The 24,983-nt window shown below is 37.3% G+C and carries 24 protein-coding genes; 7 read left to right on the top strand and 17 right to left on the bottom strand.

The features are described from left to right. Window positions 1-92: 92 nt before the first annotated feature. Window positions 93-2,543, bottom strand: coding sequence for an endopeptidase La (lon, locus tag OOZ15_RS15345; RefSeq protein WP_265957316.1), 2,451 nt, complete (start codon window positions 2,541-2,543; stop codon window positions 93-95). A gap of 275 nt (window positions 2,544-2,818) precedes the next feature. On the opposite strand from lon, the gene OOZ15_RS15340 reads away from it, so the two are divergent. Together OOZ15_RS15340 and OOZ15_RS15335 are read left to right on the top strand one after the other, a co-directional pair. Continuing rightward, entirely contained in the window at window positions 2,819-3,295 is a 477-nt protein-coding gene (locus OOZ15_RS15340) for a DinB family protein (protein ID WP_265957315.1), read from the top strand. Window positions 3,296-3,551: 256 nt separating this feature from the next. Beyond that, complete coding sequence (locus OOZ15_RS15335) at window positions 3,552-5,447, top strand: beta-N-acetylhexosaminidase (RefSeq protein WP_265957314.1); 1,896 nt, start codon at window positions 3,552-3,554, stop codon at window positions 5,445-5,447. Between the two features lie 217 nt (window positions 5,448-5,664). On the opposite strand, the gene OOZ15_RS15330 is transcribed toward OOZ15_RS15335, so the two are convergent. The 8 genes from OOZ15_RS15330 to OOZ15_RS15295 all read right to left on the bottom strand — a co-directional run bounded on the left by OOZ15_RS15330 (window position 5,665) and on the right by OOZ15_RS15295 (window position 10,945). Continuing rightward, the gene (locus OOZ15_RS15330) at window positions 5,665-6,960 is read right to left on the bottom strand and encodes a tetratricopeptide repeat protein (protein WP_265957313.1); all 1,296 of its coding nucleotides are present in this window, start codon (window positions 6,958-6,960) and stop codon (window positions 5,665-5,667) included. Between the two features lie 299 nt (window positions 6,961-7,259). Continuing rightward, the gene (locus tag OOZ15_RS15325) at window positions 7,260-7,607 is read right to left on the bottom strand and encodes a TfoX/Sxy family protein (protein ID WP_265957312.1); all 348 of its coding nucleotides are present in this window, start codon (window positions 7,605-7,607) and stop codon (window positions 7,260-7,262) included. A 12-nt stretch (window positions 7,608-7,619) separates the two neighbouring features. Continuing rightward, window positions 7,620-7,988, bottom strand: a complete 369-nt coding sequence (locus tag OOZ15_RS15320; RefSeq protein WP_265957311.1) for a VOC family protein — start codon at window positions 7,986-7,988, stop codon at window positions 7,620-7,622. A gap of 144 nt (window positions 7,989-8,132) precedes the next feature. Continuing rightward, a complete protein-coding gene (locus OOZ15_RS15315; protein ID WP_265957310.1) occupies window positions 8,133-8,804 on the bottom strand; it encodes a DUF2461 domain-containing protein in 672 nt (223 codons plus the stop codon). A 49-nt stretch (window positions 8,805-8,853) separates the two neighbouring features. Beyond that, window positions 8,854-9,219 (bottom strand): nuclear transport factor 2 family protein, encoded by a 366-nt coding sequence (locus OOZ15_RS15310; RefSeq protein ID WP_265957309.1) that lies wholly within the window; start codon window positions 9,217-9,219, stop codon window positions 8,854-8,856. 79 nt (window positions 9,220-9,298) lie between these two features. Continuing rightward, the gene (locus OOZ15_RS15305; RefSeq protein ID WP_265957308.1) at window positions 9,299-9,667 is read right to left on the bottom strand and encodes a DUF1905 domain-containing protein; all 369 of its coding nucleotides are present in this window, start codon (window positions 9,665-9,667) and stop codon (window positions 9,299-9,301) included. Continuing rightward, a complete protein-coding gene (locus OOZ15_RS15300; protein ID WP_265957307.1) occupies window positions 9,633-10,475 on the bottom strand; it encodes an RNA polymerase sigma factor in 843 nt (280 codons plus the stop codon). Before OOZ15_RS15300 ends, OOZ15_RS15305 begins: the two co-directional genes overlap by 35 nt. 32 nt (window positions 10,476-10,507) lie before the next feature. Then, on the bottom strand, window positions 10,508-10,945 hold the full coding sequence (locus tag OOZ15_RS15295; protein ID WP_265957306.1) for a winged helix-turn-helix transcriptional regulator: 438 nt from the start codon (window positions 10,943-10,945) through the stop codon (window positions 10,508-10,510). Window positions 10,946-10,998: 53 nt separating this feature from the next. On the opposite strand from OOZ15_RS15295, the gene OOZ15_RS15290 reads away from it, so the two are divergent. Then, on the top strand, window positions 10,999-11,274 hold the full coding sequence (locus OOZ15_RS15290; RefSeq protein ID WP_265957305.1) for a hypothetical protein: 276 nt from the start codon (window positions 10,999-11,001) through the stop codon (window positions 11,272-11,274). A gap of 258 nt (window positions 11,275-11,532) precedes the next feature. Here OOZ15_RS15290 and OOZ15_RS15285 read toward each other — a convergent pair whose 3' ends face one another. The 3 genes from OOZ15_RS15285 to OOZ15_RS15275 all read right to left on the bottom strand — a co-directional run bounded on the left by OOZ15_RS15285 (window position 11,533) and on the right by OOZ15_RS15275 (window position 14,000). Further along, window positions 11,533-12,201 (bottom strand): class I SAM-dependent methyltransferase, encoded by a 669-nt coding sequence (locus OOZ15_RS15285; RefSeq protein WP_265957304.1) that lies wholly within the window; start codon window positions 12,199-12,201, stop codon window positions 11,533-11,535. A gap of 369 nt (window positions 12,202-12,570) precedes the next feature. After that, window positions 12,571-13,215, bottom strand: coding sequence for a response regulator transcription factor (locus tag OOZ15_RS15280; RefSeq protein WP_265957303.1), 645 nt, complete (start codon window positions 13,213-13,215; stop codon window positions 12,571-12,573). After that, on the bottom strand, window positions 13,212-14,000 hold the full coding sequence (locus OOZ15_RS15275) for a sensor histidine kinase (protein WP_265957302.1): 789 nt from the start codon (window positions 13,998-14,000) through the stop codon (window positions 13,212-13,214). Before OOZ15_RS15275 ends, OOZ15_RS15280 begins: the two co-directional genes overlap by 4 nt. Window positions 14,001-14,331: 331 nt before the next feature. Here OOZ15_RS15275 and rplS point away from each other — a divergent pair, with 331 nt between their 5' ends. The 4 genes from rplS to OOZ15_RS15255 all read left to right on the top strand — a co-directional run bounded on the left by rplS (window position 14,332) and on the right by OOZ15_RS15255 (window position 18,774). After that, window positions 14,332-14,682 carry a 50S ribosomal protein L19 gene (gene rplS, locus OOZ15_RS15270; RefSeq protein WP_265957301.1) on the top strand — a complete coding sequence of 117 codons (351 nt, stop codon included), beginning with the start codon at window positions 14,332-14,334 and terminating at the stop codon, window positions 14,680-14,682. A 690-nt stretch (window positions 14,683-15,372) separates the two neighbouring features. After that, the gene (locus OOZ15_RS15265) at window positions 15,373-17,601 is read left to right on the top strand and encodes an NADP-dependent isocitrate dehydrogenase (protein ID WP_265957300.1); all 2,229 of its coding nucleotides are present in this window, start codon (window positions 15,373-15,375) and stop codon (window positions 17,599-17,601) included. 140 nt (window positions 17,602-17,741) lie between these two features. Further along, complete coding sequence (gene murQ / locus OOZ15_RS15260; protein ID WP_265957299.1) at window positions 17,742-18,563, top strand: N-acetylmuramic acid 6-phosphate etherase; 822 nt, start codon at window positions 17,742-17,744, stop codon at window positions 18,561-18,563. Further along, window positions 18,547-18,774: a DUF6095 family protein gene (locus OOZ15_RS15255; RefSeq protein ID WP_265957298.1), complete on the top strand. Its 228-nt coding sequence runs from the start codon at window positions 18,547-18,549 to the stop codon at window positions 18,772-18,774. Before murQ ends, OOZ15_RS15255 begins: the two co-directional genes overlap by 17 nt. An 88-nt stretch (window positions 18,775-18,862) precedes the next feature. Here OOZ15_RS15255 and OOZ15_RS15250 read toward each other — a convergent pair whose 3' ends face one another. The 5 genes from OOZ15_RS15250 to OOZ15_RS15230 all read right to left on the bottom strand — a co-directional run bounded on the left by OOZ15_RS15250 (window position 18,863) and on the right by OOZ15_RS15230 (window position 24,805). Further along, the gene (locus OOZ15_RS15250; protein WP_265957297.1) at window positions 18,863-19,459 is read right to left on the bottom strand and encodes a 3-keto-disaccharide hydrolase; all 597 of its coding nucleotides are present in this window, start codon (window positions 19,457-19,459) and stop codon (window positions 18,863-18,865) included. Then, window positions 19,456-20,196: a 3-keto-disaccharide hydrolase gene (locus tag OOZ15_RS15245; RefSeq protein WP_265957296.1), complete on the bottom strand. Its 741-nt coding sequence runs from the start codon at window positions 20,194-20,196 to the stop codon at window positions 19,456-19,458. Before OOZ15_RS15245 ends, OOZ15_RS15250 begins: the two co-directional genes overlap by 4 nt. A gap of 28 nt (window positions 20,197-20,224) precedes the next feature. After that, window positions 20,225-21,571, bottom strand: a complete 1,347-nt coding sequence (locus tag OOZ15_RS15240) for a Gfo/Idh/MocA family protein (protein ID WP_265957295.1) — start codon at window positions 21,569-21,571, stop codon at window positions 20,225-20,227. 112 nt (window positions 21,572-21,683) lie between these two features. Then, window positions 21,684-23,387, bottom strand: a complete 1,704-nt coding sequence (locus OOZ15_RS15235; RefSeq protein ID WP_265957294.1) for a LamG domain-containing protein — start codon at window positions 23,385-23,387, stop codon at window positions 21,684-21,686. Window positions 23,388-23,491: 104 nt separating this feature from the next. Further along, window positions 23,492-24,805: a serine hydrolase domain-containing protein gene (locus OOZ15_RS15230; RefSeq protein ID WP_265957293.1), complete on the bottom strand. Its 1,314-nt coding sequence runs from the start codon at window positions 24,803-24,805 to the stop codon at window positions 23,492-23,494. Window positions 24,806-24,983: the final 178 nt, after the last annotated feature.

Here is a 24,983-nt window from a genome sequence, read left to right as displayed (position 1 = left end):
AAACTATTATCTCAATACTACCCTTCGGCAAGCTCAGGGTGACATCCTGCTTACTGAATACTGCCAATTGCTCAACTGGAATATCTCCTAAACTAAAGCTTTTTAGCGTTTTTCACCTTTTGGTTGGTCACAGCTATATCAATCACCTCACTCATCTCTTTTACATAATGAAAAGTAAGGCCTTTTATATATTCATCCTTAATTTCTTCGATATCTTTTCTGTTTTCCTCACACAAAACGATCTCTTTGATACGGGCGCGCTTGGCAGCCAATATCTTTTCCTTGATTCCACCTACCGGAAGTACTTTCCCTCTTAAGGTGATCTCTCCCGTCATCGCAAGGCTTTTCTTTACTTTTTTCTGTGCAAACAGTGAAACCAAAGAGGTTAACATTGTGATTCCGGCACTCGGACCGTCTTTTGGTGTTGCTCCTTCAGGAACGTGGATATGCACATTGTATTTATCGAACACATCCGGGTTGATTCCCAATGATCCAGCATTCGATTTGATGTACTCCATCGCAATCGTAGCCGATTCTTTCATTACTTTCCCCAGATTTCCTGTGATAGACAAGCTTCCTTTTCCTTTGGAAAGGATCGATTCTATAAACAAGATATCCCCACCAACACTCGTCCATGCCAAACCGGTAACCACACCCGCAACATCGTTGTTTTCATATTTATCGCGTTCCAATCGTGCCGGTCCTAAGACTTTTTCTATGTCTTCCCCGGTCACTTTGATGTTATATTCCTCTTCCATCGCAATGGATTTGGCACCAAAACGTACCATTTTGGCGATCTGTTTTTCCAGCCCACGTACACCGGACTCCCTAGTATAACCTTCAACAATCTTTTCCAGTTCTTTTTTACTGATTTTAAGGTTGTCTTTGGTCATTCCGTGTTCTTTCAATTGTTTCGGGAGCAAGTGCCTTTTGCCTATCTCTACCTTCTCCTCTATCGTATAACCGGTCACGTTGATGATTTCCATACGGTCACGCAAAGCAGGCTGAATAGGCGCCAAATTATTAGCTGTGGCGATAAACATCACTTTGGAAAGGTCGTAACCCATCTCCAGGAAATTATCGTAAAATTCGCTGTTCTGCTCCGGATCCAAGACTTCCAGCATCGCTGAAGAAGGGTCTCCACTATGGCTAACGGACAGCTTATCGATCTCGTCCAAAATAAACACCGGATTGGATGTTCCCGCTTTTTTTAAGGACTGGATGATCCTTCCCGGCATAGCACCGATATATGTTTTTCGGTGTCCGCGTATCTCGGCTTCATCGCGCAAACCTCCGAGGGAAATACGCACGTATTCCCTACCCAAAGCTTCTGCAACCGACTTACCCAAGGAAGTTTTACCAACCCCCGGAGGTCCGTACAGGCAAAGGATAGGCGATTTCATATCGTTGCGCAGTTTCAATACCGCCAAATACTCGATAATTCGTTTCTTCACATCCTCCAGACCATAATGATCCCTGTCTAATATCTTTTGCGCCCTTTTCAGGTCGAATTTATCTTTGGAAAATTTATTCCACGGCAAATCCAAAAACAAGTCCAGGTAATTACGTTGAATCGAATATTCAGCTACCTGTGGATTCATACGTTGCAATTTTGACAATTCCTTATCAAAATGCGCCTTAATCTTTTTATCCCACTTTTTCTTTTTCGCCTTTTGACGCATCTGCTCGACTTCCTCTTCATAGGATCCGCCACCCAATTCTTCCTGAATGGTTTTCATTTGCTGATGAAGGAAATACTCACGCTGCTGCTGATCGAGGTCTGAGCGTACTTTCGACTGAATATCATTTTTCAAGGCAAGCTTTTGAAACTCTAGGTTCATAAACTTCAATGTCGCCATAGCCCGATCTTTAAGGTTTCGGTTTTCAAGCAACTTTTGCTTGTCGTTGACCTCCAAATTCATATTTGATGAAATAAAATTGATCAAAAATGAACTGCTCTCTATATTTTTTATGGCAAAAGAAGCTTCTGTTGGAATATTCGGACTCTCCTTGATGATCTGTAAAGCCAGTTCTTTGATGGAATCTATGATAGTATCAAACTCCTCACTGTCATTTTCCGGTTTGAGCTCCGGTAAACCTTCAATCGTTGCTGTAAAATAAGGATCTTCGGAAGTGATCTCGTTGATCTTAAAACGCTTTTTCCCCTGAATGATCACTGTAGTGTTTCCGTCAGGCATTTTCAACACCCTAAGGATTTTTGCTACTGTTCCTGTCGTATTCAAATCTGAAACCGAAGGATCTTCAACAGTTTCATCCTTTTGAGAAACAACACCAATGACCTTACTTCCGTTGGAAGCGTCTTTTATCAATTTGATGGACTTATCCCTTCCTGCAGTGATCGGAATAACCACCCCGGGAAACAAGACTGTGTTTCGAAGCGGCAAAATAGGAAGTGTTTCCGGTAAGGCTTCATTATTGATTTCTTCTTCATCTTCCGGAGTCATCAACGGAATCAACTCTGCATCGTCATCGATATTCTGCAATGACAAACTGTCAATATTTAAAAATTTATTATTACCCATAGTTCTATATAAGCCATTCTGTCATTTAGAATGGATTCGTTTATTTTTTTACTGTTCGTTTTTAAAAAGCTTAACGTCTGATAGTTTGGCAAAAACACCGCCAAATAAGCTTTTTGGTCACCTTTTATAGACAATAGCCGTGCCATAATCCCTCTTTCAGGCACTTTTCATATAACGATCTGCACAGATGTTAAATTCACCAAGCCGTATAGAGGCGTTAAAATTAATTTCTAACTTTAACTCAGCGCTACTATTAACACTAAAAACATCATAAAATGGATCTTCAGATCGAAAAACTCATCAGCAAACTTAAAAACAGTTTTGAAGAAACACCTTGGTATGGGGATTCCGTATTAAAAATAATAAGTGGTATTGACAGCAGATGGGTCAATACGGTTCCTGCCAATTCCAAAAACACCATTGCCAAGATCGTTCAACATATGATCAATTGGCGGCTACTCGCCCTTGAAAAACTGAAAGGAAATCTGACTTATGAAATCAAAATAGACAGTGCAGACGACTGGCCGGAGGTGTTTATCAACAACGAATCAGAATGGAATGCGCTTTTGGATAAGCTCAAAAAGAGTCAGCGCGATATTATCGCCTTCCTAAGTACAAAAAATGATGCTTTTCTCACACAACAAACCCCGGGACGAAGCTACAATCATGAATATTTAGTGGAGGGTATTATTCAGCACGATATATACCATACCGGACAAATAGTGATGATTGCTAAATATGCGAAATCGTGAAGTCTGGTTTAAAATTTAAAAAATAAGCAGCAAAACAGCTCCTCTCTTCAGACGAAGGGAGGTGGATTCAGTTTAGCGATAGCAAAACTGAAGACAGAGGGTTCTGAAATCCAAAGCCATAGGTGAAAAACAAATGTTTGATAATCAAACCATCGGTTTGGGATTTCAAAACTCCCCTTTCTCCGCCGCTGGCGGATTCATTACCCCCTATTCCATAATAAATACTATCTTTCCGTTTTAAATTGAATAATTAACCATGAAGAAATTACTCTTTTCCATATTTTTAGCGTTTTCATTTGCCGCATCTGCACAAGATATTGACAAATACTTGATCAATCCACCGCAAGAGTTACAAGTGAGTGATACTTGCACTGCGTTTTCCGGCAATCATGCCGCTTATCTTTCCGGACTGATATCGCTTTTGGAAAAAGAGAAATTTTCAGGGGAATTCAAACTCTACTCCACTGCCACTACACCGGAGGCTCTTCTTGTTTTTAAGATTGACTCCACTAAGCTTAAACCGCAGGGATATCAACTGAAAATTAGCAAGGGAAATATTGAAGTTATCGGACAAAACCACGCGGGGTTATTCTATGCTAAGCAAACTTTATTGCAGCTCATGGAGTATTCCGTCACAGAAGACAAACCCTTGCCATGTCTCACCATAAACGATTGGCCTAATATCGAACGTCGTGGTTTTATGATGGACGTTAGCCGGGACAAAGTGCCCAGTATGGCTACTTTGTTCCAACTGATCGACAAATTGTCTTCGTGGAAGATTAACGAATTGCAATTGTATGTAGAACACACTTTTGCTTATAAAGACCACAACAACGTGTGGAAAGATGCGAGTCCGTTTACTGCAGAGGAAATTCAGCAATTGGATGCTTATTGTAAAGAACGGTTTATTGATCTTGTTCCGAATCAAAATTCCTTCGGACATATGGAAAATTGGTTGAAACATGATGAATATCTCCATTTAGCTGAATGTCCCGACGATTGCAATACCATTTGGGGCATGAGAAAAAGGACCAGCCTCGACCCTACCAATCCCGAATCATTTGCATTGATGAAAAGTCTTTATGAAGAGTTTTTGCCTAATTTTTCCAGCAAATACTTCAACATAGGCTGCGACGAAACCGTAGAGCTTGGATTAGGGCGGTCGAAATCAGTAAGTGATAAAATCGGAAAAGGACAGGTTTATCTCAACTATTTGAAAAAACTGAATGAGGAAGTGAACAAACAAGGTCGTTTAGCTCAGTTTTGGGGGGACATTATTTTAAACCACCCTAAATTGATAAAAGACTTGCCTAAAAATATGACCGCTATGGTCTGGGGCTATAGTGCCGACTATCCGTTTGATAAAAACCTTCCGAAATTCAAAGATGCGGGGGTCGATTTTTACGTATGTCCCGGAACATCCACCTGGCGCTCGGAGATCGGTAGGAATCACAATGCTTTTGAAAACCTGAAAAACGCTGCCATTGAAGGGCAAAAGAATGGAGCCAAAGGTTTTTTAAATACCAATTGGGGGGATTACGGCCATTTTCAGCCGCTCTCGGTTACTTATCCTACATTGCTCGTGGGAGCTTCCTATGCTTGGAATTACAGTCCCGAAACCTTGGATAAAATTGAATTTCAACTCAATCATTTTGTGTTTGATGATCCTAGCGGAAATACTGCAAAAGCCATTTTAAAACTTGGGGATGCTTATTTGAAAACTGAAATCCCCAACGGTAACGCCAATGCTTTTCATTTGATGCTGAGACGTTATAAATGGACGATGAAAGGACACTACCAAACGAAAGAGCTAAGCATTCCAAAATTAGAAGCCGCAGAAAAAGAGATTGAAGATGCCCTGGCTATTTTTGAAGAAGCACAACCCACATCTACAGATGGCGACATCATAAAAAAAGAAATCGTGCAAGCCGCCCGACTTGCATTGCATGGCATTCATCTCGGAATTGCACGCTTAAAAGCAGCCGGTTATGCCACCAAGAATATCCCGAAGCAGGAAAAAGACAAGCTCATCGAGGAATTAGAAGGACTTATCCAAAAACATAAAGAACTGTGGCTCCTTAGAAACCGCGAAGGCGGATTGAGTGACTCTGCTTCTAAATTAGAGGATTTGTTGGAGTATTATAGGGGGTAGTCGGGAGTTACGAAGTACGAAAGAAATACGAAGTACGAGTTACGAAATGTGATTTTTTGGGTTTTTGATTGATGGTTTTAAACTGTCGATAGCGCAGAAATCTTTTCTGGGTAAAGTAACATAACCTATCTCATTGCGAGAAGTCAGGATCACGAAGCCTCTGGGCGTAGCACTCATTTATTATTCACTCACTCTTTGGAGAGCGGGATTTTTACTGTCAATTTTTTCCTTTCCCTATTTTCTCTTTAGTTTGATTAATTTTGACCAAATATTCATTTGATTCTTCTATCCCCAATTCCAACGACATTTCGTAAGCCTTTTCCAATATGGAAAGTGCTTTGTCAAAGTCACTATTTGAATCATATACTTCTATAAGTTTATTCAAGGCTAAAATCGATTTAGGACTATATTTAACCCAGCGTTCTATCACTTGAATAGCTTCTGTAGTTTTTCCTTGATTTAAAAGGTATGAGCTAATTTTACTTAAACTATTTCCACTATTCCAGCGCTCTGTTTTTGGAAGTATTTCAAAACCATATACCGTTGAGAGTTCTTTAAAATAGTTGTCAATGTTTTCCATCGCATTCCCAGGTTCTTTGATAAGTTCACGGTAATTTGCAAACCATTTTTCTTTAGGAAAAATAATTCCCAATGCTTCTTCCAAAGCAGGTAAAGCAACATCATAATGTCCTTCATCTAGGAATATTTTGGAAATAAATTGAAAATCATCCGAGCGATAGGGCGACAAACGCTTTTCTAACTCTTCCAAATTAGTTTTTATCATTGGTGAATTGCCGTTGCCATCTGAATCAGCAGATGTAACATATAGCCATCCTGTTTTTTTCTGGTTATTTTCAAAATCTTTAACTATTACATCAATCAGACTTTCTCCTTCACTATATCCCATACCTAGGATGTCACCAGAGGCTATAGCAATATGCGCATCAAACAAATAAGGTTCTTTAGCAAAAGCGTGTAAAGTATAAATGGATGTAGCCGAAAGTCCCATTACAATTTTAAAGTCATTTGCTCTAAAGTTATTTTTTAAATAAGGGAAAAGCTCTTCTTTCAAGTGTTTAGTAAATGGGTCTGGATTTCCTCCAAATGGGAGTTGTTTCCAATCTTTTGGCCAGAAATCGCTACCATTAGTATAAAGTTTTGGAACCTTTGGTCCATCTATTAAACTCACAACAATGGTTTCAGGCATTCTCTCAACCGAACTTAAATGTTTAGTGACTCCTGAAGTCATTAGAAAAAACTCATCTTCAAGGAGTAGAAGCACTGGGTAAGTGTGCTGGATTGACTTTTCGTGAAAGCTCTCAGGAAGAAATATATTTATCGTTCTATCTTCATTCAGAATTTTTGAATGAATTACCTCTTGTTGGGCAAAAGTTAAAGGAGTTGATTCAGCTTTATTGCTATCCTGTTGCGCTTGAACAGGGTTATTAATGAAAAATAATATTAGAATACAAAAGATAAGATTCAATTTCATAGTTTCTGCAATGAGTGCCAACGGTAGTCTGTCTCAAAACTACCGATTAATGCTTAAAAATAGATTGATTTATGATGTAAAGCAAATTAACTTCGGATAAATGGTTTATTTGGCAGTAGTATAAAGTGTTAATGCTCCCGGTCTTTTCCTTTTTGATATTCTATACCTTGAAGATAAAGCCTTGTGATGGAAAAAAATAATTAAAAACTATGTGGGTTTTGAGACAGTCTGACGGTCAAGTATAAGTGTAGTTCGGGTTTCGGACGATTCATTGTTTTCATAATTTGTCGTTTATTGATGTATTTTTTGTTTGACAAAGATCATTTCTTCTTACTACTCTTTGCGAAAGGATTAAAATCTAATGCTAATTGTACCCAATAATCCAAATCAAACCCTTGCGGATCTATAAAAGCAAAACCCTTCATGGGACGTCCGGTAATATCCATTGGTCTGCATCCTTTCTTTTTTAATGCATGGAGCATGACATCTTCACCTATTCGTACCATCAAACGATCTTTTCCTGTTTTCTTGTCAATATCAAGTCCTATACACATTTTGTCATCCACAAAAAAACAATAGCCGCCCATGAATTTTCTGCCTTCAAATTTGATTGTCTTTTCTTTGAGTATTCTTTCAATCCGTTCTTTTTGATGTTCTGAATAGGCCATTTCTGTTTTGCTTTATAAATCAATTTGGATTCCCTCAGAATTTTTATCTGACCATACCGCTAATTCATTACCGTCTATATCGGCAAAATGAAATCTTCTTCCACCCGGAAAATCAAATATTTCTTTTACAATTTTCCCCTTCGCAAATTTTACTTTTCCTAACGTTTCTTCGAGTTTTTCGGAATATATTATGGGTAATATACTTCCTTTGACAGGCACACCAACGGTAAAACCACCTTCAATGTATTTGCCTTCAAAGGCTGTATATTCAGGTCCAAAATCGGTAAATTTCCAATTGAAAGCATTTTTATAAAATCTCTTGATTTGCTCCAAATCGTTGGAGAGAAACTCAATGTACTGTATTTGTTCGTGTGTTTTCATGCTTTAAATTTGTTTTGCAACCATTAACTACCTACTAATATAAAAAAACAATGGCCACCCATGAATTTTCTGTCTTCAAATTTGATTGTCTTTTCTTTGAGTATTCTTTCAATCCGTTCTTTTTGATGTTCTGAATAGGCCATTTTATACTGTTTTAAGTGCTTTTTTAAAAAATTCACTGAGTGGTTTTGCAGCAAAATAATACTCCATAATGTCAGGCAATAAATTCTCACTTAACACTAATTCAGGTGTTCTTTCTGCCACAAAAAACCATTGCTTGTTGAGAATGAGTTTTTCCAATTTGGAAATTTCCTTAAACTCAACAGGAATACGCTTTATTGTTTCACCTTTTATATCCCCATATTTCTCATAAAAAAAATTATTTGAATAACAATCTTCAAATTCTGACAGGTTATTTTTTATGTGGTTTCTGATAGCACTCGTTTGTTCTTTGGATGGGCGGTAACATCCACCCATGATACCCACCATATCGGGAGCAAAGCGAAGAAACAGTCCGGGGAAGCTTTTGTCCTTACTGCCATAAGGTGATATAAATGCATTGAGGTGCAAATTATAAGGCGATTTGTCTTTTGAAAAACGTATGTCCCTGTTTATTCTGCCAATGCATTGTTTCGCCTGGATATTACCCAGACTTTCGTGTTTTGATATTTCTAGAATCAGTTGTGTAACAAAATTTTCAAATGGAATTTTCACGAAGGTTTCGTAGTCTTTTTTATGGGCATGAAACCACTCCTTATTATTATTAGTTGCAAGCTGAACAAAAAAATCACTAAAGTTTTTATCGAAATATTTCATGCTTTATAAAAAAGGGGGCAAATATTGATTACTGCCCCTGCTGTTTAATTTAGTTCCCAAACTCCTTTCTATATTCTTCTGCATCGTAATACACTCGTACCGATTGGATTTTTCCGTCTTCAACGGTATATACTTCTGCCATTTCCAACTCAATTTCATTGCCTTTGGGTGTAGCTAGTTTAAAAGTTCCTTCCAAACTAGCATAGGTTGCATTTCCAAAAGAATTTAGGGGTTCGTAACCTCTTACCATCGGAAAAAATCCCTTGTTGAGTTCGATAAAATCTGACTTGCCTTTTACATCGGCAACCGGTCCTTTAAAAGTAACATTTTCTGATACCATTTCCACCCAATCGTTGGTGCCACTTCCCATAGACATTTGGAAAGCTTGTACCGTTTCTAATGCTGTTTTACTCATCTTTTTATATTTTTAAATTGTTAAACATACTCTTTAGACAATTGAGCAGATGAAAACGGACGGGATTTTTGGATTTTTTCTAAATCCTTATGGTAATGGCAATTATTTGGTCAATTTCAATCTGTTCTTTTCTCCTGATTTTAGCTTTCAGAGGCAAAATATAAGCTTGGTGTTTGGTATCGTACCAAATAGCTGTTTCCCAAAGTGTATTACCAATTTGGGCTTGACATTTCAATCTACCCCAACCCTCTTCAAATTTTTGGAATAACTCTCTTATTTCGATTGAAATATTTTTAGGTACAGATACAAAATACCATGCAGCAGGAGAATCATGTTTCCACACTTTGGCTTTGAAGGAGTAGGATACTTTTCCAATTTCAATATGTAATGTGTTTTGGGCTTCCATGTTTTGGCTATAACTCACATCCGTGAACAATTTTTTCTTCATTTTCTCCTAGCACTTTTTTCTGTTTTCCTTCTTCCACCCACTTTTCGATGTTTTCTAGCATATAAGTATTTAAAATTGAGTTGGGAGCATTTAAAGGGTCGATAGTTGAAGTTAGTTCAAAACGTAGGTTTAGCAAGTGTTCTTTATCAGGATTATCTCCTTCTTTTACCATTTTAAGTTGAATAGCCTCCACTTGTGCATTATGTTCGGGATTGAGATTTCCTTTTAAAACAGTGCATTGATGACATACGCCTTTTTTGTTCACAAACGAACAACGGTTGTCGAAAATACGAACCATGTTTTTTCTGCCATTTGCTATGGCGTGTTTTACCTTCCCTTTGGAAAGGGTGGTGATTTCCATAATTTCATTGATCTTAAAGTGATATACTTCTTTCAACCACAGACAAATTTGTTGACGGAGTTCCAAGGTCTTGAAGATGCAATTACTACAATAGGCGATATGTTCTTTTATCTCATAGGTTTTATCGGGTGTATTGGAAAAAACATTCCGCATTTTGTCCCAAAGGCCTTCATCATTGGCATGGAGTTCAGCTCCGTAATCTTGTGCATTTTCTACCCAGCGTTTTTGTTTTTTCAAGTGATTTTTGGAAAGGTTTAAAGCAATAGTAAAAACCCAAGTCTTAAAAGATGATTTTCCTTTGAAAGTGTTGATGTTTTGATGAACCCTGATATAAGTTTCCTGTACTATGTCCTCCACATCTTCTTTATTGGTCAATAAGCGGTATAAGAAAGATTGAAGTTCTGGTTTGAACTTTAAGAAATCTTGGATGTGTTTTTTTAGTAGCATTGTCTGTTTTATGGTGTTGTGTTTAGTACTTATCAGCAAAAATTTTGGCTGTCAAAACTTCTGACTGAAGCAGTTATTTCTTCCAATAAAGCTTCTTTGTCATTCCATATTCTGTCAACAATACTAGTTCTGTCATCAGGAATAAGGAGTGTATCATCATTCCTAAAACCCCAAGCTATCATTTCTAATAAAATAGGGATTAATCCTATTCCCTTTTCAGTAAGCTGATATACTTTTTTTGTTTTGCGATGTTGATATTTTTCACTAATTAAAAATTCATTTAATTCTAGTTTTTTAAGCCGGTCTGATAATACATTAGTCGCTATGCCTTCTCCAGACTCTAAAAACTCATTATAGAAATGATAACCCTTAAAAACAATATCCCTAATAATCAACAATGACCATTTATCTCCAAATAAATCTAAGGATAGGCTAATAGGGCATTCTGAACGTTTTTCAGTTTTTTTCATCAAACACTTGTTTATTGCAAGTAACAAATTTAATAATTAAAATTTAACTGAAAATGGAAAAATCAAACAACTCAATTCAAGTAGTAGAAGGCTTTTTTAAAGCTATTAATAAGGGTTGTTTTGAAGAAGTAAAGACTTTTATGGCAAACAATCATCAATATTATGGTCTGATGTTTTCAACAGAAAACCCGGAAGATTATTTTGAAAAGTTAAAAGCTTTTGAAATGAAGTCTTTGGTTGAGACACAAGATATGTTAGTAGCGAAAACGGGAGTAACACACAGGTCTCTATTAAAAGTTATTTCACCTGTACAAACCGAAATACCTTGACTATGAAGTATTTGTTGTAGCTGATAATAAAATCACCCATCAGTATTTTTATTTCGACACCGCTTTATTTCCTAAACCGTAAACTTAAGATTGTATTAAGCCCAACATATTTGTATGTTTCGTTTCATGAAAATCTACGGAGATTTTCTGCCGTAAGCCGAAACCTGCCTGCCGGCAGGGATAGCACAAATGAGAGGATATAGCATCCTTTGTAAGCGGTAGTTTTATTTCTATTTAATCGTAATTCAAAATATTTTATCATTTTTTTCTTGTCATCCATCCCATATAGATTGAGGTTTGAAAAAAACGCAGTGGTGCTTCAAATCCGGCTTCTATCAATAATTGGCTCAATCTTTCTTCGGAAACAGCATTCAGTTCATTTTCAATTCGATGTAACCGGTTATTAATATCATCTTTGTCTAAATTCTTCGGTAAAAATAGCCTTAGTACTTCCAGATTTTCTTTGATTTGTGTTTTGTTGCCTGTAATATCGAGTAGGATTAATGGTGCACCAAATTCCAGTCTTTCAGCAATATTTTTCAGTAAATTTAATTTCGTCCCGTCATCTTCCATAAAATGCAGCACCAATAAAAGTGTTGCAGCGCCAAATTTGTCAGACCTATCTAAATCGTTTACTATTCCTTCAATGAGGTTTACATTCTTAAAATCTTTGAGGTTTTGAACCGCTTGTGATATCATTTCGGGAGAAGGGTCAATTCCGGTTATTTTCCATTGTTCCGTTGTATGAACAAAGCGTTCAATCTCATTTCCCGTACCACAGCCAACAACCAATAGGTTTTTGTTTTCTGTTTGTTTTAAAAGGTTAGGCAAATTGTTCATAAAATAATGGTAATTGGGTATCCATGTTTCTACAAATTGGTTGTACCCTGAAGCTCTTTGGTTTTCAAATAATTCTATCTTGTTCATTGTCTCTAATTTCAAAATATTTGTCTTATCGTTCAAATTCCCGCCAACGGCAGTCCGTCTAAAAACCCCTTTTTAAGTGAGTTTTCTAAGCTAAAATAGGTAAATATTTTGGATGTAAGTCTTTGTGTTTTTTGTTTTTTAAAAAGATGAAAGATGGAGATTTTGCCACAAAACTGCTCGTAAAAAGGTCTAGAACAGTATATAAATGGAAAAAATAAAGGACAAGCCTTTTCCAATAGGCCCGTAAACCCATTTTGCCCAACCAGATTGAAGATCCTGCGCAGGTTGTAGGCCGTAAACATTAGACATTTATTTCTTTTTCAAATATAAACTTTTGGATTTTGGTGCTTGAAATTTGAACTTTCACCCTTACATCTCAATAAACTTGTGTTTAATTCCGTAGAGTACAAGTCCGGTACGACTTCTTACTTCCAGTTTGTCGAAAAGGCTTTCGCGGTAACCGTCGATTGTTTTTGGTGAGAGGTTCATTACCATAGCAATTTCTTTATAGGTCATTTCGGTACAGGCTAATTTCAGGAATTGGATTTCCCGGTCTTTTAACTCAACCGCATCATCGTCCTTATCCTTTTTATCGATATTGTCCAGTAACTTATTGGTAATGCGGTCTGAATAGTAAAAACCTTTTTGCAAGACATCGTTCAGTGCGGTTTCAAAGACTTCCGGATCAATGTCTTTCAGTAGATACCCTTTGGCACCCAAGCGAAGCATTTTGATAATGGTTTCCTCGCTATCATCCATGGAAAGGGCTATTGCCTTCTGCTCCGGGTAGTTCTCCTTGAGCCATTCCATGGTTTCGACGCCATTCATAATGGGCATATTAATATCCAATAAAATAATATCGGGAAGTCCGTTCTCCTGAATGGTTTCTGTAAACACCTTTCCGTTGTTGGCATGGAAGACCACTCGGTAATCATCAAAAGAATCGACCAAAGAGGTAAGGGATTTTGCAAATAACAAATGATCGTCGACGATGGCTATAGTATGCTTTTTCATTTTTCAGAAGGCTTGGTTGGATAGGTCAAAGTTACTGAAACTCCTTCATTTTTTCCAGTTTTAATCGAAATTTCTGCACCTATGAGTTCAGCGCGTTTTTTTATGTTTATGAGTCCGCTTCCTTCACTCTGTTTTTCTATGTCAAAACCAACCCCATTATCGGTTGCGTTTACATACAGTTCTGTGGGTAAGTATTTTACAAGAATGGTTAATAGCGAAGCTTTGGAATACTTCACTACATTGGAAAAGCACTCCTGGAATATCCTAAAAATAATGATCTCGTCTTTTTTATCGATAACATAAGGCTCCCCCTCTACATTGTATTCAATTCTAAGGAAATTAAGGCGTTTAAAACGTTTCACTTCATTTTCCAAAGACTCCTGAAGTCCGATTTTTGAGACAAAATCGGTATTAAGACTATGTGATAGCTGTCGTAATTCCTTAAGTCCTTGTCCTAAAACATTGGAAGCCTCTTCAAAGCCTTTTTTTCTATCCTCGGGAATATCGTTTTGCAACATATTGAGTTGCATTTTTGCGACAGACAGTAATTGGCCTATATTGTCATGCAACTCCCAGCTGATATTTTTAAAGGTTTGTTCCTGTATTTCTGTTTGTGCCTGAGCTAATTCTTGCTCAAATTTTTGGCGCTCTTGAGCCTTTTCAATCAGTAGTTCTGTTTTTCTTCGTTGGTATGCTAAAAAAAAGCTAACCACAAAAATGATAAGAATAACAATTAAAACACTGACATAAATTATAAGGCTTATGATCTCTTTCTCGTTCTCCATGAAATGTCCAAATTCCTTGAATGTCCTAATAAATGTATTACAAAGGTACTTCCCCTGTAATTATATTTAGGCTGGCATGGTTTAGTATTTACAAATTTAATCGAACCACAACAAGTTGAAAGGGTGATTTTCCCCTTTTTTAACCTCCAACAACACCTGATTATTTCCAAGCACTAGTCTTCAACTACCACATCTTCAATGTTTTCAGATAAAAAAACATCTAAAATATTGTTTATTAGCTTTTATTGGTTAATTTTGCATCCGATTTCGGATTAACCTCTGACGATAATCGTGAATGTTGGTTTGAATTAACTTTTATAAATATAGCACAATGGAAGCTTTAGTAAAATTTGTTCAAGACGAATTTGTAGAAAAAAAAGATTTTCCTGAATTTTCAGCAGGGGATACAATTACGGTATACTACGAGATTAAAGAAGGTGAAAAAACACGTACTCAGTTCTTTAGAGGTGTTGTCCTTCAAAGAAGAGGTACTGGTGCATCAGAAACCTTTACGATCAGAAAAATGTCCGGTACTGTTGGGGTAGAAAGAATTTTCCCGGTTAACATGCCTGCATTGCAAAAAATCGAAATCAACAAAAAAGGTAAAGTTCGCAAATCGCGTATCTTCTATTTTAGAGGACTTACCGGTAAAAAAGCAAGAATTAAAGAGGTTAATTCATAACCTGTTTTTTACAAAAAGTAAAAGCCCTGCAATAGCGGGGCTTTTTTTATTAACAATTGTTGATAACTCATGTTTGTAACATGTTGATTAATAATTCGTTAAAAAATTGCAACTTAAGTGTTATTATATGTATATTAGCATCACGTTTAAGAAACATATGTTCTATGACATAAGGATGTTTTTAATTGAGTCTTTAAGAAAAAGGTATTATGCAAATAATACCGGACGCTAAAAGAAAGTTTGAACTGAGCAGGTAAAAGTGCTAAGTCAGTGCCGAAGAACTGGAACCTTGTGTTTTAAGTTTGAGTAGGAAGTTGAAAACAATCTTTTTGAAGCATCGGGGTTAGGTCTTGATAACATTATTGAGAAAACTTGTAGATGTTTCAATGGAAATAGTGAACTATACCAGTAGTTGGATTTGAAAGAATCATAATGAAAGTAAAGCAAAACTATTTCTAAGAAAGCCATATCAAAACATACATTGTAGTGATATGGCTTTTGTTTTTTGTTATATTGAACTCATTTAAATTTTCCCAAATTGGTTGCAAAATAATCTTTTAACCTCATTTTTCGTTTCAATCAAAAAAGTCAAAACGAATTCATTTTGTGATTCGTTGTGGTTCTGCTACTCAAAAACTGTTTTAAATTGTATATTTGCCCAGTTTAATTTAAAATTAGTTCTTCAAATAAATGTCACAAAAACCAAAAATTCTTTACACCAAAACAGACGAAGCACCAGCATTAGCCACTTATTCATGGCTTCCTATCGTTAAAGCATATACAGCTACATCAAATATAGATATTGAAACCAAAGACATATCCCTTGCGGGTAGAATACTGGCCGTATTCCCGGATATGCTCACAGAAGAGCAAAAAACATCCAATACTCTTAAAGAGTTGGGTAATATTGCTAAAACTCCCGAGGCAAACATCATTAAATTGCCTAATATCAGTGCCTCTATCCCACAGTTGGAAGACGCTATAAAAGAGTTACAAGCAAAAGGGTTTAATATCCCGAATTATCCGGACGAACCAAAAACCGATGCTGAAAAAGAAATCAAAGCTCGTTATGACAGCATCAAAGGAAGTGCTGTAAACCCGATACTTCGTGAAGGGAATTCAGACAGAAGAGCACCAAAAGCAGTAAAAAATTACGCCAAGAAGCACCCACACACTATGGGGGCTTGGACTTCAAGCTCCAAAACGCATGTAGCTACAATGGATCACGGTGATTTTTATTCAAACGAAAAATCATTGACCGTTCCTACTGCACAAGACATCAAAATCCAGTTCGTTGACAACAACGGAAACACTGATGTTCTAAAAGAAAGATTAAGCTTGCTCGATGGAGAAGTGATCGACGCTACGGTAATGAGCAAAAAAGCCCTGGTCAACTTCCTCGAAGAACAAGTGAAAGACGCCAAAGAAAAAGATGTGTTGTTTTCCATACATATGAAAGCAACCATGATGAAAGTGTCCGATCCGATTATATTCGGACATGTGGTAAAAGTATTTTTCAAAGAATTGTTTGAAAAACACGGCGATCTGCTTGAAAAAATTGATGTTGAAGAAAACAATGGACTTGGTGACCTTATAGAAAAAGTAGAAGAAGGATTAAACACAGAAGAGAAAAAAGAGGTTTTGGCTACACTTGAATCTGTTATGGAAAAGCAACCGGATCTTGCCATGGTAAATTCTGATAAAGGAATTACCAACCTGCATGTGCCGAGTGATATCATCATCGACGCTTCCATGCCGGCGATGATCCGTAATTCAGGCCAAATGTGGAACAAAGAAGGTAAAAGTCAAGATACCAAAGCCGTAATCCCGGATAGCAGCTATGCAAAATTATATCAAGCAACCATCGATTTTTGCAAGGAAAACGGTGCTTTTGATCCTACTACAATGGGAACTGTTCCTAATGTTGGACTTATGGCTCAAAAAGCTGAAGAATACGGTTCGCACGATAAAACTTTCGAAATTGCCGGAAATGGTGTTGTTCAAGTAGTAGATGCCAGCGGTGATGTAATTATCGAACACTCGGTTGAAGAAGGCGATATTTGGAGAATGTGCCAGGTAAAAGACCTTCCTATTCAAGACTGGGTTAAATTGGCTGTTAGCAGAGCTAGAGCGACAGACACACCAGCAGTATTCTGGTTGGATGAAAATCGTGCTCATGATGCGGAATTGATCAAAAAAGTAAATACTTATTTAAAAGATCACGATACAAGCGGATTGGACATCCGAATTTTATCCCCTGAAAAAGCGACTCACTTTACACTTGCCAGAATCAAAGAAGGAAAAGACACCATCTCTGTATCCGGAAACGTATTGAGGGATTATTTAACTGACCTCTTCCCTATCTTGGAAGTAGGTACCAGTGCAAAAATGCTTTCCATCGTTCCGTTAATGAATGGCGGCGGACTTTTTGAAACCGGTGCAGGTGGATCGGCTCCAAAACACGTTCAGCAATTCCTTGAAGAAGGACATTTACGTTGGGATTCATTAGGCGAGTTTCTGGCACTAGCTGTTTCTTTAGAGCACTTCGGAAATAAATACAACAATAAAAAAGCACTTGTTTTGGCAGATGCTCTAGATAAAGCTACTGAGAAATTCCTCGAGAATGACAAATCGCCTTCCCGAAAAGTAAATGAGCTGGATACACGTGGAAGTCATTTCTACTTGGCACTTTATTGGGCGCAAGCACTCGCTGAACAAAATGAAGATGCCGAATTGAAAGCAACTTTCGAGCCTGTGGCCAAAACACTTACGGAAAATGAGACAACTATTGTCGAAGAATTGATCAATGTACAAGGAAAACCAGTAGATATTGGTGGTTATTACTTGCCAGTTCTTGAAAAAGTGCAAAAAGCCATGAGAGCTAGTGAGACTTTGAATAGCATACTAGCTAAAATCTAATGAGTTATATTTTTATACCAAAACAAGACCTTCTCCACAAACGAAGGTCTTGTTTTTTTATGCTACCATCAGTATTTATATCATTAAATCTCCTTTCGGATATCTCCACATTTTTGCGTAATAATCTGTATTTTTGAAAAATGAATTTTATAAAGACCACAGAACAGACTTCACATTACGACCATCTTGAGAAGATGAGCGTAAAAGAATTGCTTACCAATATCAACAAAGAAGATAAAACCGTTCCTGATGCCGTAGAAAAGCAGATACCACAAATTGAAGTTTTGATCGAGGAGATTGTTCCCAAATTTGAAGATGGTGGGAGATTATTCTATATGGGAGCCGGAACCAGTGGTCGTCTCGGTATTGTCGACGCTTCAGAATGTCCGCCCACTTTTGGTGTTCCATATGATATGGTTATAGGCCTTATGGCCGGTGGTGATGTGGCCATCAGAAAAGCGGTTGAATTTGCTGAAGACAGTGAAGAACAAGGATGGAAAGACCTTCAGAAGCATAAAATATCAGAAAAAGATGTAGTTATCGGTATTGCAGCCTCCGGGACTACTCCATATGTGATCGGTGCATTGAAGGCTTGTAACGAGAACAATATTATCACAGGATGTATTACATGTAATAAAAATAGTCCTATGTCCGAAGTGGCTCAATACCCTATAGAAGTTATTGTAGGACCTGAATTTGTCACCGGAAGTTCCAGAATGAAAGCCGGAACCGCTCAAAAGCTAGTACTAAACATGATCTCTACATCGGTGATGATCCGTTTAGGACGAGTGAAAGGAAATAAAATGGTCGATATGCAATTGAGCAATCACAAATTGGTCAACCGTGCTATCCGTATGATCATGGAGGAAATCCCTGTTGATGAAAACACTGCTAAAGCATTGTTGAACGAATATCTAAGTGTAAGAAAAGCCGTTAAAGCATATCATGGGAAACGCCAATAAAGAACTTTTTTTTAAAAGCCTGAAATACTTCGCTTATACCGTGGTCTTGATGTTTTTGGCTCCGGCTGTAATTTATCAAGCCTTTAAGAATCAAACACATCCGTGGTATTGGCCGGTATTGATCGTCGGCTTACTCCTAGCCGTAGCAGCTATTGTAATGGGATTCTACAGCATAAAAGTCATTATGAAGTCTTTTTTTGGGGATGAATAAGAATCCCCTTCCTATATAAAAAAGAGCCGGTGAAAAAAAACTTTCGTTCTTCTACTGGCTCTCCCTCAAATGTATTTTTAAACTGCTCTTACAATTCTTTCACTTTTATATCCTTCCAATATACTTTTATACCGCCCCCATCGTGGATTTGTAAAGCAATTTTCCCTGTAGCCTCTCCAATTTTCTGATCGGTAAAACTGATCATCTCGTGACCATTAAGCCATGTGGTTACATGATTCCCAACAACACGTATCTTCATTTTGTTCCAATCTCCATAGTTCAGGTATTTATCTTTCTCCTTATCCGGTTTTATCAACCATCCCCTTCCATAAGATTCATAAACACCTCCTGTGTCATGATCCGGAGGAGCAACTTCGGCTTGCCAACCACTTATTTTAGTGCCTTCTATACTCGATCTAAAGAAAACACCACTGTTTCCATCGGCTTCCTGCTTAAATTTTGCCGTTAATTCAAAATCCTTATAGTTCTTTTCAGTAGCCAAGTATCCATATTGCTTATCGGGACCACTTTCAGAAACCAACAGACCTTCATCATTCACATACCATTTTTCGGTTCCGTAGATTTCCCAACCATCCAGATTAGACCCGTTAAACAATGAAGTGCTTGTACTACATGCCATGAATAATAATGCGAATACTACACCAGTTATAACTCTTGATTTCATAGTTCTTTGATTTTTACATTCTTAAACCAAATAAAACTTCCGTGGTCCTGTAAGCCTATATAACCGGTTTTTGCTTTTCCGTAATGAGGATAATCCTTCCATTTTCCGGTTTCTTTTCTTTTTTGCCAATCATCAGACCAAGGAACAAACTCTACTGTTTTCTTTCCGTTGAGCCAATACGTAACTTTTTTATTGGTAAAGACAATACGGGTGGTATTCCACTCTCCGGCTTTTTTCAGCACTCCTTCATAATCGGGATCATACATTCCGTAATCGGCACCAATAGATTGCCATGCTTCCAATTTTTGTGGAAAACCGACCTGATCGATCATTTGATATTCCGGAGCGTTAAAATAGGGGGCTTCATATTGTTCTCCTTCCACCACGTGGTAAAAGAGTCCGCTATTTCCTCCTTCTGAAATTTTCCATTCTACAGAAAGTTCAAACTCTCCATATCGTTTATCTCCATAGATAATATCACCTCCTATATCACCCCCTTTACCAAGCGATTTTAACATCCCGTCCTCAATCACCCAGCTTTCTGGCAAGGTTTCGCTGTTATAGCCTCTCCAGCCATCGGTCGAGGTTCCATCAAAAAGATATTCCCATTGATCATTTACCGTTTCTTCTGCAATCACTTCTTTTGCTTCCTCTACAACAACTTTATTTTCTTTTTTGGTGTCCTTGCAAGCAACACTTACCAATGTAGCCATGGCTACGATATATATTTTTTTCATTTTTCTGATTAGTTAGATTAAAAAAGATTTAGATTAATTTCATTTTTATCGGATCCCATTCAATAAATTTATTTTGCTTGTAACTGTCATTACACAACAATGCTGGTGCTGCAGCCCTAAAAGCAAATTCGGGATCTTCTACGACACTTCCGCCGGTTCTAATGGCATTGAAAAAGTTAGCAAAATGATCGTAATGTGCTCCTTTATACCCCTTTTCAGCTTTATAAACGGTTTCTAGAGGCGGAACCATTTTCTTCCGATCGCTTTTTTGAGTTTGTCCTTTCAGTTTTTCAGCCATAAACGGATCGTCATCATAGGTATGAGCATTTCGTTTCAACACTACTTCTTCCCATTTTACGTCCATCGAACCTTTGCTTCCTACTATTTTCAAGTAGGTACTGCCACTGGTTCCATCAACAAAATTACATCGTAAAGACAAATTAAACCCGGGATGCTGTTTACTGTCAGGATAATTGAACATTCCCAACAGCACATCGGGGACTTCGCGTCCGTCTTTCCAAAATCGTAAACCTCCCATAGCCGACACTTTGTTTGGTCCGTAGGAATTGGTTATAAAATGTAAGCTGGAGAACAAATGCACAAAAAGATCTCCCGACATTCCTGTTCCGTAGTCTAAATAATTACGCCATCTAAAAAAGCGCATGGCATCAAAAGGTCTTTTTTTGGTATTTGCAATAAATCTATCCCAATCAACCGTCTGTTCAGAAGCATCCGTCGGAATCGGATATTGCCAAGCCCCTGTAGGCGAATTCCGTGCCCAAAATCCTTCAGCATAATTTAATTCCCCTATGGCTCCGGCAGCCAAAAGTTCTTTAGCTTTTTCATTTCCTAAAGAAGAAAGTCCCTGACTTCCTACCATAAATATTTTTCCGGATTTCTTCCAGGCCTTTACCAGTTCCATTCCTTCATCTACAGCATGTACCATAGGCTTTTCACAATACACATGCTTCCCGGCTTTCAAAGCGTCTATTCCTATTTGTTTATGCCAATGGTCAGGAGTTCCTATAATAACTGCATCAACATCATCTCTTTTGAGTATTTCCTTGTAATCTTTGGTCGCGAAAAGTGAAGAACCCCAATTTTTCTTTGCTTTGTCGAGATTACCAGTATAAAGATCACAAACGGCCGTTATTTCCACATTGGGATGCTTTAAAGCGGTATTCATATCAGCTGTACCCATACCTCCTGCACCTATTAAGGCAATACGAATAGTATCTAAACTATTATTTATTGGTATTCTTTTAAGTAATTCCACAGGTTGGGGTGTTTTAGCAAAAGCTGAAGGTGCTACCGTTGCTGCGGCTCCGGCTACACCAAGTTTTTTAATAAAACTTCGTCTGTTGTTTTTGTTCATAAAATAAGTGTTTAATTGAATTAACACTCCTAATCTATTGATACAGGATGTAGTAAATAGGGTAACAAATGGGGTAATAAATTAAAAAAATTGCTTTTTATAAAAACAAAGTTTATCTATTGAGCATCTTAATATCATAACTCTCCTTATAAAAAGACTCGTATAGTTTTTTATAGCTTTTCATTATTTTTTGGGCCGATGCATGTTTGCCATCCTCTATAAAAAGCTGTATCTTCTTTTTTACAGCAGGTTCATAAAGAGGATCAATAACCAAAATAGCTTCAATAATATTCAACAACACATCACTCCCAAGCTTATTTTTTGTCTCCACATAAGGTGTTAGAACATCTAGTATTGTATTTCCATAATCAGCTTTAAAGCTGTCCAGCCATTCAAAATCCATTTGTGGTAAAAACGGACCTTTTCTTACGAGATGGGTGATTTTGACAAGGTTTGCTCGATCTATTTCACAGCTTTTATTTAAGAATAAGCCCGGAATAAGCGCCTTCAACGCTACGATATCTGTTTTAATATTTTCAGGAATCTCCATTTGCCATTTTTTGTCAGAAAAAACAATATTCATTGGTAATTTTCTCCCAAATACCTTTCGCAGTTCTTTAATTTGCGTGCTTCTATTATTCTTCATGCTGGCTGGAGAAAAGTTAGGCCATAATATCTCTCCCATTTTTTTAGAGCTTATTCCCCCATCTTTTATAGTAAAAAGCAATAACAATATAAACAACTCTTTTCTTTTTGGTGAAAGATGATGACTAACATCTTCCATCTTGGTAAGGCTTTTTAATACAAATCCCCCTAAAAGTTGAATATGATAATTCGTTGAAGTAACATTGTGGTATTTAATTTTCTTTTTCCGTGCAAATGGAGCTCTTTTTATAAGAAGAATTGCCAAAATCCCAAAAACAAACAAACCTATAACAACAAACAGCCATATAGAGGTTTCAGATTGTGTATGTTGTATTGGTATCCCACTTGTGTATACTTCGAGAATTTCATCATCACTCAACGTCCGGTTCCACATCGCAAAATCGCTCATCATCCCCTTATAATATTGTCCCCATAAATTACTTCCTATCAAAATGGAATGATCGGTATTGGCAATGGTAGATGCTTCCTGTTTATCGATAAGTTTTCCATTCTGATAGAAAAACACTTTATCATTAGGCATGTACACAAAAGCTATATGAATCCATTTCCCGGATGTTACCCGCATAGCATCACTGATATGATCTTTGATTCCCGGTGTGGTAAATTGAAGGTTTCCATCAAATATTTTAGCGGAAAAAACCTCTCCTTTCCCTATAATGCTATTGCTCCCATCAACTTTTTCCGGTTTTAACCAAACCGCTATAGTCAATTCTTGAAAATTCGTATTGTCTGAACCAAAATCTATATAACTCGTAGCACCGTTAAAATAGGCAACTGTTCCCTTCTCACTTTTTTTGTATTGAATATCAATCGGTGTGGCTCTTCTTTTTTGCAGAATATTCTCGAGCAATTGCTCCTGAAATGGCAGATGAAATTTAAGCTTATCTTCTATTTGATATTTGTATGCCCTGAATACTTTAGCAGAATCTGCATCATAATCATCAAAATTAAATATATCAGGAGAAAACCGATATCCACGTTTTTGTGGCGATAATTTGATTTCAGATGACAAAAACTCCCCCGTTGTGATTAAATCTGGAACTTCCTTCCAGCCTACGCCTTTTAAAGGCTCACCATCAATTTCCACGCTTACTGTATGCTCCTGCTCCAATACATCATTTGCCTGCGGAAAAACAACTGTGTTCCACATAAGAAAAAATAATATACCAAAACACAAATTAAGCTTCATCGAGTAGCAGAAATGTTATAACAACTAAAATATGAAAAACTTTTCAGGCAATGGTACCTTATCAATTAATCCTTAATATCAGCTGCTTGATAAAACACCTGCTGTAAGGCCTGACGGATATCCAAGCTATACAATTTTCTATGCGACCTGTTAGGATACACCCTGTTTGACAAAAAGATAAACATCAAATTGTTCACAGGATCAGCCCAAACAAAAGTTCCAGTAAAACCTGAATGTCCAAAACTTTCCGAACTCACCTCCGGTGCCGGATATGCTTTTGTAATATCCAACTCCTTATTATTTAGAAGGGGTTTATCAAAACCGAGTCCGCGATAATTATCATTCTCCGGATATTGAACCCGTATAAATTCTTTCATCGTCGCTTCAGAAATATATTGCTTACCTCCATAATTCCCCATATTTTGGTACATAAAGATGAGTTTCGCCAAATCGTTTGCTGTAGCAAAAAGTCCGGCATTACCCGACAGTCCTCCCATCAAACCTGCATTTTCATCATGAACCCATGCCCGCACCAAATCTTTTCTAAAAATAGTATCGATCTCGGTCGGAACTATCAAACTGTCAGGATATTTACCTTTAGGATTAAACATTAAATTATTAGCTCCAAGAGGTCTGTAAATGCTATCCATTACATATTTTTGATAATCGATACCCGTTAAATCTTTGATGATCTCTGGGTACAGAAGAAAACTCAATCCTGAATATTTATACTTTTTTTCTGATGAAACATCTGATCTGTTAATGATTCGCTTCATTTTATTATAAAATCGTTTATTCAGGTATAACCCATCATAAAGTTGAACTGAAAACCTGTTGCTTCTCTTTGATCTGACAAAACGTTTTTTAAACCTCCCCTTCTTCATCACTTCATTAACAAAAACAATATAAGGTTCTAATCCTGCCTGATGTGCTAATATTTCCCTTAGCGTCAAATCCCTTTTATCTTTTTTTCGTTTCCAAGGGTTCCAATAGGTACTGAACTTTTCATCGAGGTTAATTTTTCCTTGATCCACCAGTTGCATCAAAACCGGCAAAGCCCCAGAAATTTTTGTTACTGAAGCCAGATCATACAAATCGCTCTTACCAACTCGCTGCAAACTATCATAAGTATGATATCCAAAAGTTTTATGATAAATAGTGGTATTATTTTTAGCAACCAACAACTGAGCCCCGGGAAAAGCCTGCTCTTCAATCCCCTTTTTCATTATCGAATCTACCTTGTGATCAATATAAGCTGAATTCAGGCCTTCATCCTCCGGCACTCCGGGAGATAATACATCTAAACTACCATTAGTCTGTGCTATAGCCGCATGATGAATAAATAAAAAGAAGAAAAAGAATTTGAAAAGAATTTTCATATTGCATGAGATTAAACTGCAATTTAGCAAATGAATTCCAATCCATCATATATAAAAAGAAATGTGATGATCAGGGCGTGTCCCGCTTCTGGCGGGCCGGGCCTGCCTTTGTCGGCAGACAGGCTCTCGCTTTCAAAAAACAGTCAACTGCCAAAAACCGTGCAAAACAAAAAACCCC

This window comes from Galbibacter kalidii (assembly GCF_026241135.1).
Taxonomy (GTDB): Bacteria; Bacteroidota; Bacteroidia; order Flavobacteriales; family Flavobacteriaceae; genus Galbibacter.
Note: the sequence above shows the minus strand (reverse complement) of the source record. Positions and strands in the feature narration are given on the sequence as shown.

Coding starts and splice junctions, on each gene's coding strand:
- lon (WP_265957316.1), bottom strand. CDS start 2,543: ATGGGTAATAATAAATTTTTAAATATTGACAGTTTGTCATTGCAGAAT.
- OOZ15_RS15340 (WP_265957315.1), top strand. CDS start 2,819: ATGGATCTTCAGATCGAAAAACTCATCAGCAAACTTAAAAACAGTTTT.
- OOZ15_RS15335 (WP_265957314.1), top strand. CDS start 3,552: ATGAAGAAATTACTCTTTTCCATATTTTTAGCGTTTTCATTTGCCGCA.
- OOZ15_RS15325 (WP_265957312.1), bottom strand. CDS start 7,607: ATGGCCTATTCAGAACATCAAAAAGAACGGATTGAAAGAATACTCAAA.
- OOZ15_RS15320 (WP_265957311.1), bottom strand. CDS start 7,988: ATGAAAACACACGAACAAATACAGTACATTGAGTTTCTCTCCAACGAT.
- OOZ15_RS15315 (WP_265957310.1), bottom strand. CDS start 8,804: ATGAAATATTTCGATAAAAACTTTAGTGATTTTTTTGTTCAGCTTGCA.
- OOZ15_RS15310 (WP_265957309.1), bottom strand. CDS start 9,219: ATGAGTAAAACAGCATTAGAAACGGTACAAGCTTTCCAAATGTCTATG.
- OOZ15_RS15305 (WP_265957308.1), bottom strand. CDS start 9,667: ATGAAGAAAAAATTGTTCACGGATGTGAGTTATAGCCAAAACATGGAA.
- OOZ15_RS15300 (WP_265957307.1), bottom strand. CDS start 10,475: ATGCTACTAAAAAAACACATCCAAGATTTCTTAAAGTTCAAACCAGAA.
- OOZ15_RS15295 (WP_265957306.1), bottom strand. CDS start 10,945: ATGAAAAAAACTGAAAAACGTTCAGAATGCCCTATTAGCCTATCCTTA.
- OOZ15_RS15290 (WP_265957305.1), top strand. CDS start 10,999: ATGGAAAAATCAAACAACTCAATTCAAGTAGTAGAAGGCTTTTTTAAA.
- OOZ15_RS15285 (WP_265957304.1), bottom strand. CDS start 12,201: ATGAACAAGATAGAATTATTTGAAAACCAAAGAGCTTCAGGGTACAAC.
- OOZ15_RS15280 (WP_265957303.1), bottom strand. CDS start 13,215: ATGAAAAAGCATACTATAGCCATCGTCGACGATCATTTGTTATTTGCA.
- OOZ15_RS15275 (WP_265957302.1), bottom strand. CDS start 14,000: ATGGAGAACGAGAAAGAGATCATAAGCCTTATAATTTATGTCAGTGTT.
- rplS (WP_265957301.1), top strand. CDS start 14,332: ATGGAAGCTTTAGTAAAATTTGTTCAAGACGAATTTGTAGAAAAAAAA.
- OOZ15_RS15265 (WP_265957300.1), top strand. CDS start 15,373: ATGTCACAAAAACCAAAAATTCTTTACACCAAAACAGACGAAGCACCA.
- murQ (WP_265957299.1), top strand. CDS start 17,742: ATGAATTTTATAAAGACCACAGAACAGACTTCACATTACGACCATCTT.
- OOZ15_RS15255 (WP_265957298.1), top strand. CDS start 18,547: ATGGGAAACGCCAATAAAGAACTTTTTTTTAAAAGCCTGAAATACTTC.
- OOZ15_RS15250 (WP_265957297.1), bottom strand. CDS start 19,459: ATGAAATCAAGAGTTATAACTGGTGTAGTATTCGCATTATTATTCATG.
- OOZ15_RS15245 (WP_265957296.1), bottom strand. CDS start 20,196: ATGAAAAAAATATATATCGTAGCCATGGCTACATTGGTAAGTGTTGCT.
- OOZ15_RS15240 (WP_265957295.1), bottom strand. CDS start 21,571: ATGAACAAAAACAACAGACGAAGTTTTATTAAAAAACTTGGTGTAGCC.
- OOZ15_RS15235 (WP_265957294.1), bottom strand. CDS start 23,387: ATGTGGAACACAGTTGTTTTTCCGCAGGCAAATGATGTATTGGAGCAG.
- OOZ15_RS15230 (WP_265957293.1), bottom strand. CDS start 24,805: ATGAAAATTCTTTTCAAATTCTTTTTCTTCTTTTTATTTATTCATCAT.